This window comes from Phycicoccus sp. Soil748 (assembly GCF_001428025.1).
In the GTDB taxonomy this organism is placed as follows: domain Bacteria; phylum Actinomycetota; class Actinomycetes; order Actinomycetales; family Dermatophilaceae; genus Pedococcus.
Genome location: NZ_LMSC01000007.1, coordinates 462,398 through 476,922, shown reverse-complemented (window position 1 = coordinate 476,922; position 14,525 = coordinate 462,398). Strand labels below are relative to the sequence as shown.

General features: G+C 72.1%; 15 protein-coding genes. 5 read left to right on the top strand and 10 right to left on the bottom strand.

Translation table 11 applies throughout. From position 1 onward, the window contains the following. Positions 1–45: 45 nt before the first annotated feature. From rlmN to pyrH, 4 genes are all read right to left on the bottom strand, one after another. Positions 46–1,281 carry a 23S rRNA (adenine(2503)-C(2))-methyltransferase RlmN gene (gene rlmN / locus ASG70_RS10005; protein WP_056883665.1) on the bottom strand — a complete coding sequence of 412 codons (1,236 nt, stop codon included), beginning with the start codon at positions 1,279–1,281 and terminating at the stop codon, positions 46–48. 78 nt (positions 1,282–1,359) lie between these two features. Then, positions 1,360–2,256, bottom strand: coding sequence for a phosphatidate cytidylyltransferase (locus ASG70_RS10000; protein ID WP_056883664.1), 897 nt, complete (start codon positions 2,254–2,256; stop codon positions 1,360–1,362). A gap of 65 nt (positions 2,257–2,321) precedes the next feature. Beyond that, positions 2,322–2,879, bottom strand: coding sequence for a ribosome recycling factor (gene frr, locus ASG70_RS09995; RefSeq protein ID WP_056883663.1), 558 nt, complete (start codon positions 2,877–2,879; stop codon positions 2,322–2,324). Positions 2,880–2,960: 81 nt separating this feature from the next. After that, the gene (gene pyrH / locus ASG70_RS09990; protein WP_056884124.1) at positions 2,961–3,680 is read right to left on the bottom strand and encodes a UMP kinase; all 720 of its coding nucleotides are present in this window, start codon (positions 3,678–3,680) and stop codon (positions 2,961–2,963) included. A 226-nt stretch (positions 3,681–3,906) separates the two neighbouring features. Between pyrH and ASG70_RS09985 the strand changes: the two genes are divergently transcribed. Both ASG70_RS09985 and ASG70_RS09980 read left to right on the top strand, forming a co-directional pair. Further along, positions 3,907–5,868, top strand: a complete 1,962-nt coding sequence (locus ASG70_RS09985; protein WP_056883662.1) for a M13 family metallopeptidase — start codon at positions 3,907–3,909, stop codon at positions 5,866–5,868. A gap of 10 nt (positions 5,869–5,878) precedes the next feature. Further along, positions 5,879–6,415, top strand: a complete 537-nt coding sequence (locus ASG70_RS09980) for a mismatch-specific DNA-glycosylase (RefSeq protein WP_056883661.1) — start codon at positions 5,879–5,881, stop codon at positions 6,413–6,415. Here ASG70_RS09980 and ASG70_RS09975 read toward each other — a convergent pair. The 3 genes from ASG70_RS09975 to rpsB form a co-directional block, all read right to left on the bottom strand. Then, a complete protein-coding gene (locus ASG70_RS09975; protein WP_056883660.1) occupies positions 6,390–6,575 on the bottom strand; it encodes a hypothetical protein in 186 nt (61 codons plus the stop codon). The genes ASG70_RS09980 and ASG70_RS09975 overlap by 26 nt on opposite strands. A gap of 130 nt (positions 6,576–6,705) precedes the next feature. Continuing rightward, positions 6,706–7,536: a translation elongation factor Ts gene (gene tsf, locus ASG70_RS09970; RefSeq protein WP_056883659.1), complete on the bottom strand. Its 831-nt coding sequence runs from the start codon at positions 7,534–7,536 to the stop codon at positions 6,706–6,708. A gap of 44 nt (positions 7,537–7,580) precedes the next feature. Beyond that, positions 7,581–8,513, bottom strand: coding sequence for a 30S ribosomal protein S2 (rpsB, locus tag ASG70_RS09965; RefSeq protein ID WP_056883658.1), 933 nt, complete (start codon positions 8,511–8,513; stop codon positions 7,581–7,583). 303 nt (positions 8,514–8,816) lie between these two features. Between rpsB and ASG70_RS09960 the strand changes: the two genes are divergently transcribed. After that, positions 8,817–10,169 carry an MFS transporter gene (locus ASG70_RS09960; protein ID WP_156399922.1) on the top strand — a complete coding sequence of 451 codons (1,353 nt, stop codon included), beginning with the start codon at positions 8,817–8,819 and terminating at the stop codon, positions 10,167–10,169. Positions 10,170–10,172: 3 nt separating this feature from the next. On the opposite strand, the gene ASG70_RS18945 is transcribed toward ASG70_RS09960, so the two are convergent. Then, positions 10,173–10,475, bottom strand: coding sequence for an SET domain-containing protein-lysine N-methyltransferase (locus tag ASG70_RS18945; RefSeq protein ID WP_200949236.1), 303 nt, complete (start codon positions 10,473–10,475; stop codon positions 10,173–10,175). Beyond that, complete coding sequence (locus ASG70_RS19660) at positions 10,364–11,506, bottom strand: hypothetical protein (RefSeq protein ID WP_056883657.1); 1,143 nt, start codon at positions 11,504–11,506, stop codon at positions 10,364–10,366. The genes ASG70_RS18945 and ASG70_RS19660 overlap by 112 nt, the downstream gene beginning before the upstream one ends. A gap of 69 nt (positions 11,507–11,575) precedes the next feature. Between ASG70_RS19660 and ASG70_RS09950 the strand changes: the two genes are divergently transcribed. Both ASG70_RS09950 and ASG70_RS09945 read left to right on the top strand, forming a co-directional pair. Further along, positions 11,576–12,736 carry a pyridoxal phosphate-dependent aminotransferase gene (locus ASG70_RS09950; protein WP_056883656.1) on the top strand — a complete coding sequence of 387 codons (1,161 nt, stop codon included), beginning with the start codon at positions 11,576–11,578 and terminating at the stop codon, positions 12,734–12,736. A gap of 122 nt (positions 12,737–12,858) precedes the next feature. Continuing rightward, positions 12,859–13,557, top strand: a complete 699-nt coding sequence (locus ASG70_RS09945) for a murein hydrolase activator EnvC (RefSeq protein WP_235531431.1) — start codon at positions 12,859–12,861, stop codon at positions 13,555–13,557. 61 nt (positions 13,558–13,618) lie between these two features. Here ASG70_RS09945 and ASG70_RS09940 read toward each other — a convergent pair whose 3' ends face one another. After that, complete coding sequence (locus ASG70_RS09940; RefSeq protein ID WP_056883654.1) at positions 13,619–14,446, bottom strand: DUF3152 domain-containing protein; 828 nt, start codon at positions 14,444–14,446, stop codon at positions 13,619–13,621. Positions 14,447–14,525: the final 79 nt, after the last annotated feature.

Below are 14,525 nucleotides of genomic sequence, written 5' to 3'. Positions count from 1 at the left end.
TGGCCCCCGTCAGGGGCCCGTCCAGACGTCCGTCGAGGCGTCCGGTCAGGCGGTGGAGGCCGCGAGCTGGCCGCAGGCGCCGTCGATGTCCTGGCCGCGGGTGTCGCGGATCGTGGTGGGGATGCCGTGGGCCCGCAGCCGCTCGACGAACTGCTGCTCGACGCCGGGGCGCGAGGCGGTCCACTTCGAGCCGGGAGTCGGGTTGAGCGGGATCGGGTTGACGTGGACCCAGCCGCGGCCACGCGCGTTGAGCTTCTTCCCGAGCAGATCGGCGCGCCAGGCGTGGTCGTTGATGTCCTTGATGAGGGCGTACTCGATGCTCACGCGGCGCCCGGTGGCCTCGTAGTAGCGGTGTGCCGCGTCAAGGGCCTCGTCGACGCTCCAGCGCGTGTTGATCGGGACCAGCTCGTTGCGCAGCTCGTCGTCCGGGGCGTGCAGCGACAGCGCGAGCGTCACCGGGATGCCCTCCGCGGCGAGCTTGTCGATGGCCGGCACCAGGCCGACGGTCGACATGGTGATGCCCCGCGCGGACATGCCCAGGCCGTCCGGGGCCGGGTCGGTGAGCCGGCGGATCGCGCCGATGGCCGCCTTGTAGTTGGCCAGCGCCTCCCCCATGCCCATGAAGACGACGTTGGAGATGCGCGTCGGGCCGGTGGGCTCGGGCGCCCCGTCCTCGTCGCCGAGTTCCGCGACGTCGGCGTACGCCGTGGAGTCACCGCCCTGCCCGGCGGCACCGGTCGCCGTGGGCAGCTCACCGCGGCGCAGCATCCGGGCGGCCTGGACGACCTGCTCCACGATCTCGCCAGCCGACATGTTGCGCGTCAGGCCGGCCTGGCCGGTGGCGCAGAACGGGCAGTTCATCCCGCAGCCGGCCTGGCTGGAGATGCAGATGGTGACGCGCCTCGGGTAGCGCATGAGCACCGACTCGACGATCGCGCCGTCGTGCAGGCGCCAGGCCGACTTCACGGTCATGCCGTCGTCGGCCGTGCGCTGGACGTGCGGTGTGAGCAGCGTCGGCAGCAGGTCGCGCACCAGGTCGTCGCGGACGCCCTTGGGCAGGTCGGTCATGTCCTCGGGCGACTCCACCAGCCGCTCGAAGTAGTGGGTCGACAGCTGCTTGGCCCGGAAACCCTTGTGGCCCAGCGCCTCGACCGCGGCCTTGCGCTCGGCCGGGTCGAGGTCGGCGAGGTGGCGCGGCGGCTTCCCGCGGCGTGGCGCGGTGAAGGTCAGCGCACCGGGGGCGGGACGCGCGGTCGTGGGCTCGGGCAGGGAGGTCGTCATGGCCCCTCCAGTTTCGCAGGCCGCCGCCGAACCGCCCAATCCCCGGCTGGCAGCGCCAACCGCTCAGCGGGACCGGCCCTAGGCGGGGACGACCCAGGCGAGCAGTGCCCAGGCGACGGGGGCGACGAGGACGAGCGAGTCGAGCCGGTCCATGACCCCGCCGTGGCCGGGCAGGATCGTGCTCATGTCCTTGATGCCCAGGTCGCGCTTGATCGTCGACTCGGTGAGGTCGCCCACGGTCGCGGCCACCGCGACGCAGGCACCGAGGACGGCACCGCCCCACCAGGGTCCGTCGAGGAGCAGGACCACGGCGGCCGCGCCCCCGGCCACACAGGTCAGGACCGAGCCGGCGAAACCCTCCCAGGACTTCTTGGGGCTCACCGACGGTGCCATCGGGTGGCGGCCGAACAGCACGCCGAACGCGTAGCCGCCCACGTCCGAGAGCACGGTCACGAGGATGAAGACGATGATCCGCCGGGCCCCGTCGTCGGGCGCCAGCATCAGGGCGGCGAACCCGGCGAGGAAGGACGGGTAGACCGCAACGAACACCCCGCCGACGACGTCACGCACGGCGTCCAGCACGCCGTCGGCGATCCGCCAGAGCAGGATGCCCACGCACGTCAGGCCGAGGGTGACGATCAGCGCCTCACCGCCGCCGACGTACGCGGAGACGATCATGCTCACGCTGCCGACGAGGCTGGGTACGAGCGGGACGAGGATCGAGACCTGGTGCAGCGCGCGGCGCAGCTCCCACACACCCACGCCGACCGCCGCCACCACGATGACGAGCATGAGCTCCTTGCGCACGACCAGCGACACGATGATCAGCGCGCCGAGCCCGACCCCCACCCCGATGGCGGCCGGCAGGTTGCGGCCCGCCCGGGACGTGGAGGCTCCCCGCGCAGCCGCGCGACCGCCGTCACCGGAGCCGGAGGGGTCCTGGTGGCGCGCGCTGCGGGACTGGGGTCCGGACATGGGCAGGAGCTGCGTCGTGACTGCGTCAGGGGCTGCGTCGGTGCTCGGCAGGAGCAGCGAGCGCCTCAGACCTCGAGGAGCTCGGCCTCCTTGCCCTTGAGCAGCTCGTCGACGCTCTCGACGTACTTCTTGGTCGTGGAGTCGAGCTCCTTCTCACCACGCGCGCCGTCGTCCTCGCCGACCTCGCCGTCCTTGACCAGCTTGTCCAGCTCGTCCTTGGCCTTGCGGCGGATGTTGCGGATGGAGACCTTGGCCTCCTCGCCCTTGTGGCGCGCCAGCTTGATGTAGTCGCGGCGGCGCTCCTCGGTGAGCTGCGGCAGGACGCACCGGATGACGTTGCCGTCGTTGCTCGGGTTGACGCCGAGGTCGGAGTCGCGCAGGGTCTTCTCGATCTCGTGCATCGCCGACTTGTCGAACGGGGAGATGAGGATGGTGCGCGCCTCCGGCGTCTGGAACGACGCGAGCTGCTGCAGCGGCGTCGGCGCGCCGTAGTAGCTGACCATCAGCTTGTTGAACATCCCCGGGGTCGCCCGACCGGTGCGGATGCCCGCGAAGTCCTCCTTGGCGACCTCGACGGCCTTCTCCATCTTCTCCTCTGCCTCGAGGAGGGTCTCTTCGATCATGTCCGGCTCCTTCTGGGCGCTCCCTGCGGGGATCGCCGGTCGTGGGTGGTCAGTCGTGCGGGTGGCTGGGTCGTCGCCGACTCACCCCGGGGTGACCAGCGTCCCGATCCTCTCACCACGCAGGGCCTTGACGACGTTGCCCTCACCCTCCATGCCGAAGACGACCATGGGCAGCTTGTTGTCCATGCAGAGGCTGAAGGCGGCCGTGTCGACGACCCGCAGGCCCTGCTGCATCGCGTCCGAGTAGGTGATCTCGTCGTACTTGGTGGCCTCGGGGTGCTGCCGCGGGTCGGCGTCGTAGACCCCGTCGACCCCGTTCTTGCTCATGAGCACGGCGTCGCACTTGATCTCGAGGGCGCGCTGGGCGGAGACGGTGTCGGTGGAGAAGAACGGCATCCCGGCGCCGGCGCCGAAGATGACCACGCGCCCCTTCTCGAGGTGGCGGATCGCGCGGCGCGGGATGTAGGGCTCGGCGACCTGGCCCATCGCGATCGCGGTCTGCACCCGCGTCTCGATGCCTTCCTTCTCCAGGAAGTCCTGCAGGGCCAGGCAGTTCATGACCGTGCCGAGCATGCCCATGTAGTCGGCCCGGGTGCGGTCCATCCCCTGCTGCTGCAGCTCGGCGCCGCGGAAGAAGTTGCCGCCGCCGATGACCACGGCCACCTGGATGCCCTCGCGCACCGACTGGGCGATCTGCCGGGCGATCTGCCGCACGACGTCGGGGGCCAGGCCGACCTTGCCCCCACCGAAGACCTCGCCCGAGAGCTTGAGCAGCACGCGGCGGTGCGGGTGGGGGGCCAGGGAGACGGACGATCCGGCTGGGGCGGTCTGCTCGGTGGCAGAAGTCACGACAGATCCTCCTGGGTGGTGAGGGGGTGGCGCGGGGGTGGCGCGAGCGGTCACCGAATACTTCCACACGTTGCGCCCGGCGCCCCACCACGTGCTGCCCAACGGTTCCGCCGACCGGTTCGTGGGCCGCCCGGCCGCATGGCAGGGTGGGGCCATCGATCTGCGAAGGAGACGCACCATGAGGTCAGGCATCCTCCCCGGGCACCGCGACGAGACGGTCCGGCCCCAGGACGACCTGTTCGGCTACGCCAACGGCACCTGGGTGCGCGAGACGCAGATCCCGGGCGACCGCGGCCGCTACGGCACGTTCGACCTGCTGCGTGAGCAGTCCGACGAGCGGGTCCGCCGCCTCATCGACCGGGCCGCGGCCGACACGACCGCCGAGGCCGGCTCCCCCACCCGCAAGGTCGGCGACCTCTACCGCGCGTTCATGGACGAGGAGCGGGTCGAGGCGCTGGGCCGCACGCCCATCGACGACGACCTCGAGGCGATCTCCAAGATCACCGGCACCGACGAGCTCTTCCTCACCATGGGCCGGCTCCAGCGCCAGGGCCTGGCGGGCGTCATGGGCCTGCACGTCGCGCCCGACGCCAAGTCCCCCGAGGACTACATCCTCTACCTCCACCAGGGCGGCCTCGGCCTCCCGGACGAGTCCTACTACCGGGAGGAGCGCCACGCCGCGGTCCGCGAGGCCTACCTCCCGCACGTCGCCCGGATGCTGGACCTCGCGGGGGTCGGTGACGGGTCGACCGGCGAGGACTCCCGCGCGGCCCGCGTCGTGGCCCTGGAGACCCGCCTGGCCGGCCACCACTGGGACAACGTCGCGACGCGGGACGCGGTGAAGAGCTACAACCCCAACACCCGCTACGGGCTGGAGGACCTCGCCCCGGAGGTGCCGTGGGAGGACTACCTGCGCGGCCTCAAGGCGAAGCAGGCCTTCGAGCACGTCGTGGTCGGCCAGCCGGAGTTCCTCGAGGGGCTGTCGGTCCTGCTCGACGAGGTCATCATCGACGACTGGCGCGACTGGCTCGCCTTCCACCTCGTCAGCGGCGCCGCCCCCCTGCTCAGCCGCGAGTTCGTCGACGCCGAGTTCGACTTCTCCGGGCGCGTCATCTCCGGCCTCCCCGAGAACCGCGACCGGTGGAAGCGCGGCGTCTCCCTCGTCGAGGGCGCGATCGGCGAGGCCGTGGGCCAGCTGTACGCCGCCGAGTTCTTCCCGCCCGCCGCCAAGGAGCGCATGCTCGAGCTGGTGGGCAACCTCGTCGAGGCGTTCCGCCGCTCCTTCGAGGGGCTGGACTGGATGGGGCCGCAGACCCGCGAGCAGGCGTTGGAGAAGCTCGCCTCGTTCACCCCGAAGGTCGGCTACCCCGACGTGTGGCGCGACTACTCCGCGCTCGAGGTCGACGACGACCTGATGGGTACGGTGCGGCGGGCCAACGTCTTCGAGTTCGAGCGCCAGCTCGGCCACCTCGGCGGCCCGATCGACCGCACCGAGTGGATGATGCTGCCGCAGACGGTCAACGCCTACTACCACCCGCTGCTCAACGAGATCGTGTTCCCGGCCGGCATCCTGCAGCCGCCGTTCTTCGACCTCGACGCCGACGACGCCGTCAACTACGGCGCGATCGGCGCGGTCATCGGGCACGAGATCGGCCACGGCTTCGACGACCAGGGCTCGCGCTACGACGCCCACGGTGCGCTGCGCGACTGGTGGACCGAGGAGGACCGGGCCCGCTTCGACGAGCGCACCCAGGCGCTCATCGCCCAGTTCAGCGAGCTGTCGCCGCTGGCCTCCCCCGAGGACAAGGTCAACGGCGCCCTGACCGTGGGCGAGAACATCGGCGACCTCGGCGGCCTGGCCATCGGCTACGCCGCGTACCGCATCGCCACCGAGGGCCAGCACGTCCCCGAGCTCGACGGGCTCACCGGCCCCCAGCGCTTCTTCGTGGGCTGGGCGCAGGTCTGGTCGGGCAAGGCACGCCCCGAGGAGGCCAAGCGCCTGCTGGCCATCGACCCGCACTCGCCGACCGAGGTCCGAGCCAACGCGGTGCGCAACTGCGACGAGTTCCACGAGGCGTTCGGGGTGCGCGAGGGCGACGGCATGTGGCTGGCCCCCGAGCAGCGCGTGCACATCTTCTAGGGGCCCGCGCGTGGAGGTGCTGCCGGACATCGTGGGCTCGGACCCCGTCATCCTGTTCTGCGGGATGGCGGGGGCCGAGAGCACCAAGCGCCGGGAGCACTACTACGCCTCGCCCGGCAACAGCTTCTGGGAGAGCGCGCACCTGAGCGGCCTCACGCCGCGACGGCTGCGCCCCGAGGAGGACCACACGGTCGTGGAGCACAGCCTGGGGCTGACCGACCTCGTCGGCCACTGGGACCACCACACCGGCCGGGGCTGGGTCGAGATCGACCGCCTCGTCGAGGCCGTCGAGAGGTGGCAGCCGGCGTTCCTCGCCTTCACCGCCAAGGGCACCGCCGCGCATGCGGCCCGGGCGCTGGGCCACCGTCCCCCGGGCCTCGGGATCGCGCCGTGGGGCCTTGGACACTCGGACGTCTTCGTGCTGCCGGGCACGAGCGGCGCCAACCAGCGCAAGGACTACGACGGGCGGCCCACCCGCATCGCCTGGTGGCGTGACCTGGCCTCGCTGGCGGAGCCGGAGCTCAGAACCCGGCGTACCGGAGCATGAACTCGGTCTCGGTGTCCCGGCCCCCCTGCGGGTCAGGCGCCGGGTCGACGTCCTGGACCGTCCGCAGCTGCTCCGGCGGGACCCGCTCGGGCAGGTGGGTGTAGTCCCGCGGCGGGTGGTCCCGTGGCGGCTTCGGCGTGGCCTTGCGTGCTCTCCCCATACCTCAGTATGCCGCGCGGCCGGCCCCGTCACGCGGCGTGTGCCGTCAACGCGCGAGGCCCGCCCCCCGAAGGGGACGGGCCTCGTGTGCTGCGGTGGAGCCTGGCGAGCAGGCCCCGGTGGCGCCGGTGTCAGCTGCCGACGCGGAAGCGCGCGAAGGACGTCGCGGTCGCGCCGGCCTCCTCGAGCACCTTGGCGACGGTCTTCTTGGCGTCCTTGGCGAACGGCTGCTCGAGCAGGACGTTCTCCTTGAAGAAGCCGTTGACGCGACCCTCGACGATCTTCGGGAGGGCGGCCTCGGGCTTGCCCTCCTCCTTCGCGGTGGCCTCGGCGACGCGACGCTCGTTCTCGACGGTGGTCGGGTCGACCTCGTCACGGCTCAGCACGGTGGGGCTGAAGGCCGCCACGTGCATCGCGACGTCGCGCACGACCTGCTCGTCGCCACCCTCGGCGCCGACGAGGACACCGATCTGGGCGGGGAGGTCGGGGCTGGTCTTGTGCAGGTAGGACACGACGACCGGGGCCTCGACGCGGGCGACCCGCTTGACCTCGATCTTCTCGCCGATGGTGGCGTTGGCGTCGTCGAGCAGCTCCTGGACGGTGCGGCCGTCCTCGAGGTTGCTCTTGAGCAGCGCATCGGCGTCGGAAGCACCGGCGGCGACGGCCTGGGCGAGGACCTGGTCGGCCAGGGCGATGAACTTCTCGCCCTTCGCGACGAAGTCGGTCTCGCACAGGACCTCGACGAGCGTGCCCGTGCCGCCCTCGGCCTTGGCGGTGACCAGGCCGTTGGAGGTGGTGCGGCCCTCGCGCTTGGTGACGCCCTTGAGGCCCTTCACACGGAGGATCTCGGTGGCCTTGGCGCGGTCGCCGTCGGCCTCGTCGAGGGCCTTCTTGACGTCGAGCATGCCGGCGCCCGTGGACTCACGCAGCGCCTTGATGTCAGCGGCGGTGTAGTTCGCCATGTGTGTGTCTCAGCTCTTCTCTGTCAGCAGGTGCGGGTGGAAGCTCAGGCCTTGGCGTCGGCGTCGCTGGCCGCCGCCTCGGCGGGGGCCTCGGTCGCCTCGGCGGCAGGAGCCTCGGTCGGCTCGGCAGCAGCCTCGGGGGCGTCGGCAGCAGCGGTCTCGCCGGCCTCGGGGGCCACGGTCTCCGCGGTCTTGGCGGCGTCGCCACCGAGCAGCTCGCGCTCCCACTCGGCGAGGGGCTCGTCACCGGCGACGACACCCTCGGCCTGCTCGCCGTTCTTGCCGGCGGAGCGGGAGATGAGGCCGTCGGCCACGGCGTCCGCGATCACGCGGGTGAGTAGCGTGACGGAGCGGATCGCGTCGTCGTTGCCGGGGATCTTGTAGTCGACCTCGTCGGGGTCGCAGTTGGTGTCGAGGATCGCGATGACCGGCAGGCCGAGCTTGCGCGCCTCGTCGACGGCGAGGTGCTCCTTCTTGGTGTCGACGATCCACACGGCCGAGGGGACCTTGGCCATGTTGCGGATGCCGCCGAGGGTCTTCTCGAGCTTGTCGCGCTCCCGCTTGAAGATCAGGAGCTCCTTCTTGGTGTAGCCCGAGCCCGCGACGTTGTCGTAGTCGAGCTCCTCGAGCTCCTTGAGGCGCGTGAGGCGCTTGGAGATCGTGTTGAAGTTGGTGAGCATGCCACCGAGCCAGCGGTGGTTGACGTACGGCATGCCGACGCGGGTCGCCTGCTCGGCGATGGGCTCCTGGGCCTGCTTCTTCGTGCCGACGAAGAGGATGGAGCCGCCGTGGGCGACGGTCTCGCGGACGAACTCGTACGCGTTGTTGATGTAGGTCAGCGACTGCTGCAGGTCGATGATGTAGATGCCGTTGCGCTCGGTCATGATGAAGCGCTTCATCTTGGGGTTCCAGCGACGGGTCTGGTGCCCGAAGTGGACGCCGCTCTCGAGGAGCTGGCGCATGGTAACGACGGCCATGCCGTGTCTCCTATGTGTCGTTGTCAGTTTCGTCGGACCCGCCATGGGGGCGTGGTCCTGCCTGGCGCCTGCACGCACCCCGCCGGCTGCCGTTGGCGGCCGGACTGCTGTGGTGCGCCCCTGTTCGGAGGTTCCTCGTCACAGGTGGGAAGACGCGCGAATTGGGTCGCCGCGTGCGAGCACACGATGACCGTCGTCCATCGTACGTGCAGGGCGGCGTGATCGGGAAATCCGGGCAGGCGCGGGCGCCGCACCGAAACCGGGACGACCACGCCATACCGGCCGGGGTAGGGTCGCGCTCTTGTGGCCCCCGTCCTGTCCCGCCTCGGTGAGTGGGTGGCCCCTGCGCGGATGGGGGTGCCGTTCCGCTGGAACCTCGCCTCGTCGTGGGTGGGCCAGCTCGGCGACGGGATCGCCCTCGCGGCGGGCCCGCTGCTCGTCGCCTCGCTGACGCGGGACCCCGCCCTGATCGCCGCCGCGGCGATGGTGCAGAACCTGCCCACCCTCCTGCTGGGCCTGTATGCCGGCGCGCTCGCCGACCGGGTGGACCGGCGGCGGCTCGTGCTCACGGCAAACCTCGTGCGGGTGGCCGTGCTGGCCGTCCTCGTCGTCACCATCGCCACCGGCACGGTGTCGATCGCGCTGCTGCTCGTGACGCTGTTCGCGGTGGGGGTTGCGGAGCTGTTCGCCGACACGGGCTGGCGCGCGGTGCTGCCGATGATCGTGCCCAAGGCCGACCTCGGCATCGGCAACGCCCGGCAGATGTCCGGCTTCCTCGTCGCGAACCAGTTCATCGGGCCGGCCGTCGGCGCCAGCCTGTTCGCCCTGGGCTCGGCGGTGCCGTTCGGGGTGCAGGCCACCGCCCTGCTGCTGGCGGCGGTGCTCTTCGCCAGGGTCCGGCTCCCCCGCGAGGAGTCCTCCTCGCGCCCGGAGCAGCACATCGGCCACGACATCCTCGACGGGCTGCGCTGGATCGCCGGCAACGCGCCCATCCGCACCCTCACCCTCGTGATCTTCATCTTCAACATCACTTGGGGGGCGCCCTGGGGCGTCCTCGTCTACTGGGCGCAGGAGCGGCTCGGTGTGGGGGCGATCGGGTTCGGCCTGCTCACCACCTGCTCGGCCATCGGGGGCGTCACCTCCGTGCTGCTGTACGACCGCCTCGAGGCCCGGGTGCCGCTGGACCGGCTCATGAAGGCCTGCCTGACCCTCGAGGTGCTCACCCACCTCGCCCTGGCACTGACCACCGTGCCGTGGGTCGCCATGGCGATCATGGTCGTGTTCGGGGGGTATGCGTTCGTGTGGGGCTCGCTGTCGTCGGCGGTCCGCCAGCGGGCCACGCCGAACGAGTACCAGGGGCGCGTCGGCAGCGTCTACTGGCTCGGGCTGATCGTGGGACTGCTGGTCGGCCAGCTGCTCGGGGGCCTCATCGCCCGGCACTTCGGGGCGGCGGCGCCGTTCTGGTTCGCGTTCGTGGGCGCCGGGGTCACGCTGCTCGCGGTGTGGCGCCAGCTCGACCTGATCTCGCACGCCGAGGCGCCCGAGGAGGCCGAGGCGTCCGAGGAGGCCGAGGCGTCCGAGGAGGCCGAGGCGCCCGAGGAGGCCGAGGAGTCGTCCGGGGCTTCCTCAGAGGCCAAGGGCGTCGAGGACCGCTGAGGGTCAGTCGGGGCCGTCGGGGTCGACGCCGTCCACGGCGCGCTGGACCTCCCGCGCCAGGTGGCCGGCGTAGCGCTGCTGGAGCTGCGGGATGCGCCAGTCGTCGCCGGTCACGAGCTGGCGGCACCGGTAGGTCTCGCAGTGGCAGCGCACGAGCAGGTCGGGGTCGGTGCTTCCCGTCGCGTAGTCGACCGTCAGCTCCTCCCCCGCGCCGATGTCGCGGAACGCGACGACCCCCGTGTCGTCAGGCGCCCACGCGAGCGAGGGGTCGCACGAGTGGTTGAGGGTGCCCGGGTCGACGTCCACGGTCGCCCCACGCCGGATGGCGGCGTCCGTGAACACCCCGTTCCCGGCGATCGCTGAGGCACGTCGCTCGGTGGCCATGGCGGCAGGCTACGCGCGCCGCGGTGCGGCGGACCCCAGAGCCCGGTACGCAGCGCGAGAAGGTGCAGGGGCAGGCCGCGGCTGGCCAGCCACGTGGGCGACACCTCCGCCATGGACCCGGCGAGCCCCTCGGCGCGGTCCTCCCGCCCGATGCCCACGTGACGGACCTCGAGCACGACGCCGGAACGGACCGTGGTCGCCACCATCGAGAAGCTCGAGCTGCCCTCCGGCTGTCGGCGGACCGACGGCACCGGCGAGTCCGGCTTCGACGGGTCGTTGGTGAGCGACATGTCGACGTACCCGCCGCGGATCCCGTCGCACCACCACGAGTAGCGCAGGACGCCCGGCCCGGTGCTGGTGACGTAGCGCGGCTCGCAGCTCGGGTCGTCGCCCGTCGGCACCCAGACCGTGACCCCAGCCGTTCGCACGTCCCGGAGGACGTGCTCCACCTCCACCCGCTCCCCCAGCCACACATCGAGCGAGAGCATGGCCGCGAGGACGCCGATCGCGGTGACGGCCGGGAGCGCCCTGCGCCCGGAGACGAGCGACCACCGTCCGACCAGCGCGGCGAGGAGCGGCACGAGGAGCCCGATGACCCAGATGAGCCCCGTCGTCTCGAACGTGGAGACCACCAGGACGACGAGCGCCACGGCGACGACGAAGACCGGGCCGGACCGGCGCTGCCCGCGCCAGAGCGCCGTCCCCACCCACGCCGTGGCGACCAGCACCGAGGCGCCGAAGACGAGCAGGCCCACGACGAAGGCCGCCAGCGGGTCCGCCCCCGCAGCCAGGCCCAGTGGGAAGACAGCCATGGCGGCGCCGGCACCGACGACCAGCGAAAGCACGATCCGGGTGTAGCTGCGCTGCAACGTCTCCGCCAGGGTCGAGGGCGGGACCGGCGCGTCGTGCGGAGCAGCAGCCGGCGCTCCCCCCTCGGACGGCCCTGACGACATGGCGGTCACCCTAGGACGGCGCGCCCCGGTTCGGGGTCGAAACCGGCGTGGACCGCATACCGTCGGCGCATGGCCACCCCGCTCGTCTCCCGCATGCACGGCTTCGGCACCACGATCTTCGCCGAGATGACCGGACTCGCCACCCAGCACGGCGCGGTCAACCTCGGGCAGGGCTTCCCCGACACCGACGGTCCGCAGGAGATGCTCGACGCCGCCAAGGCGGCGATCGACGGCGGTCGCAACCAGTACCCACCGGGCCCCGGGGTGCCCGAGCTGCTCGAGGCGGTGGCCGCCCACCAGTCCCGGTTCTACGGCATCGACCTCGACCCCCGCTCGGAGGTCCTGGTCACCGTGGGCGCGACCGAGGCGATCGCCGCGACCATCCTCGCTCTGTGCGAGGTCGGCGACGAGGTGGTCACCTTCGAGCCCTACTACGACTCGTACGCCGCCTCGATCGCCCTCGCCGGCGCGGTGCGGCGCACGTCGGTGCTGAGGTTTCCCGACTTCGCCGTCGACGAGGCGTCGCTGCGTGCTGCGTTCTCGCCGCGGACCCGGCTGGTGCTGCTCAACACCCCGCACAACCCGACGGGCAAGGTCTTCACACGCGCGGAGCTCGAGCTGATCTGCTCCCTCGCCAAGGAGTTCGACGCGTGGGTCGTCACCGACGAGGTCTACGAGCACCTGGTCTTCGGGGACGCGGTGCACGTCCCGGTCGCGACCCTGCCGGCGATGCGTGAGCGGACGCTGACGATCTCCTCGGCCGGCAAGACGTTCTCCGCCACGGGCTGGAAGGTCGGCTGGGTGGCCGGACCCGCGGAGGTCGTTGCGGCCGTGCGCACCGTCAAGCAGTTCCTCACCTTCGTCGGCTCGGGCCCGTTCCAGCCGGCCGTGGCGGTGGCGCTCGGGCTCGGCGACGACGTGTATGCCGGTCTTGCCTCGTCGCTGCAGGCCAAGCGCGACCTGCTCGTGTCGGGGCTGCGCGGTGCCGGGCTGGAGGTGTCGGTGCCGGACGGCACCTACTTCGTGATCGCCGATGCCGCCGCCCTCGGGGCCACCGACGCCCTGGAGTTCTGCCGTGAGCTGCCCCTCCGCGCCGGGGTGGTCGGCGTGCCGGTGTCGGTGTTCCACGACGACGTCGAGGCGGCCAGGACGCTCGTGCGGTTCGCGTTCTGCAAGCGCGACGAGGTGCTGCACGAGGCGGTCGAGCGGCTGGCCGCCCTGCGGCCATAGACGGCTGCGTTCTTCCGCTCCCTGGTGGGAGCGCCTCCACAGGAGGCGTCCCGGCGGTGGTGCGTCCACAGCCCGGCTGCGCAGTGCTGGCCGGGTGTCCCGCCGCCGGGCACGGTCGACAGGTGAGATCACTCCTCGTGTCGACGCTGCTCGTTGCCTCCGCGGCCGCCCTCGCCGGCGCGTCGGTGTCGGCGCCCACGGCACCAGCACCCCCTGCCACCTGGATGCCGGCGCCCCCGTCCAGCAGGACGGCGTCGTCCCGTGGTGTCGCGCTCGCCCGGGTCCTGACGGCCGGAGCCGTGCCGCCGCGAACGAGCCCCGCGACATCGACGCCTGCGCGGGCGTCGGCACCGTCGAGGCAGGTTCCCGTGGCCGTCCCGTCTCCCGGTGCCGGCGGCACGGTGCTGCGCGGCCGGTGGTCGTGGCCGCTGACGCCACGCCCGGAGGTCGTGCGGCCGTTCCTGCGCCCCGCCAGCCGCTACGGCGTCGGCCACCGCGGGGTCGACCTCGCCGGGCAGCCAGGTCAGCCGGTGCTCGCGGTGGACGACGGCGTGGTCAGCCACGTCGGGGTCATCGCCGGGCGGGGCACCGTGACCGTGGTCCACACCTCGGGTCTGCGGTCGACGTACGAGCCTGTGGACGCCGGGGTGCGACGCGGGGACCTCGTCGTCAGGGGCAGTCCCCTGGGGTCGCTCTCCGAGGTGGGTTCGCACTGCGGGGCGCTGGCCTGCCTGCACCTCGGCGCGATCCGCGACGCCGACTACCTCGACCCGCTCACGCTCCTCGGCGGCGCGAGGGTGCGACTGCTGCCCCTGCGCTGACGGGCTCGGGTGGGGCGGCTCCGGTGGGGTCAGGCTCCGCCGGAGTCAGGCTCCGCCGGAGTCAGGCTCCGCTGGGGAAGGGCCAGGGGCTGCAGCCGCCGAGGCTCAGGGTCTGCTGCACCATGACGGGTGCGCGCTTGCCCTTCTGCGGGCACTGGCGGTGCTGGTGGCCCAGGCCGTGGCCGACCTCGTGGTTGACCTGGTACATCCGGTAGCGCGCGACGTCGGTGCCGTAGCTGTCGTCGCCGAGCATCCAGCGGCGCAGGTTGAGGACGGAGCGTTCGCCGTTCCAGCAGGACACCTGCGAGAGGGTCTGCATGGGCGCGCACAGCTTGTCCGTGAGGCTGGGGCTGGCGAGGGTGACCCGGATGTCGACCGGGGCGCCCTTGGCGGCCTCGGCCGGGCTCACGTTGACGAAGTGGATGCCGTCGACGCCCTGCCAGCCGCGGGAGTCCAGGAGCACGGCTTGCACCGTGCCGGCGACCTGGGTGGTGTCGACACCGAGGCCCCCCTCGACCTCGACGGTGTAGCGGACGGCCCGACCCGAGGTGGCCTCCTTGGCATCGGGCACCGCGACGACCGAGATCTTGCCGTTGCCGTGCTCAGGTACCGAGGCCTCGTCGACCGCAGGGGTCTCCGTGGCGGACGAGCCGTCCTCCGGGTTGGGCGTGGCCGTCGTCCGGGAAGCGGTGGGCGCCGTGGTCGTCGTGGAGCCGCCCGCCGGCACAGCCTTGACCGGCGCGGGGGTGTCGTCCTGCAGGAGGTGGCGGACCCCGAGCGCAGCGAGCAGGACGAGGGCCAGCGTCACCGCGAGGGTGCGCCGCAGGCGCACCTGCCGGCTCGTGCGGGGGTGTGCGAACCGCTTGGCGGTCGTGCGCGGGGCGCTCACGTGCTGGCTCCGAACCTCTCGTGTGGTGCCGCTGCGGTGCGGGACGGGTCCTCGCGGGTGCCCCATTCTCCACCAGGCC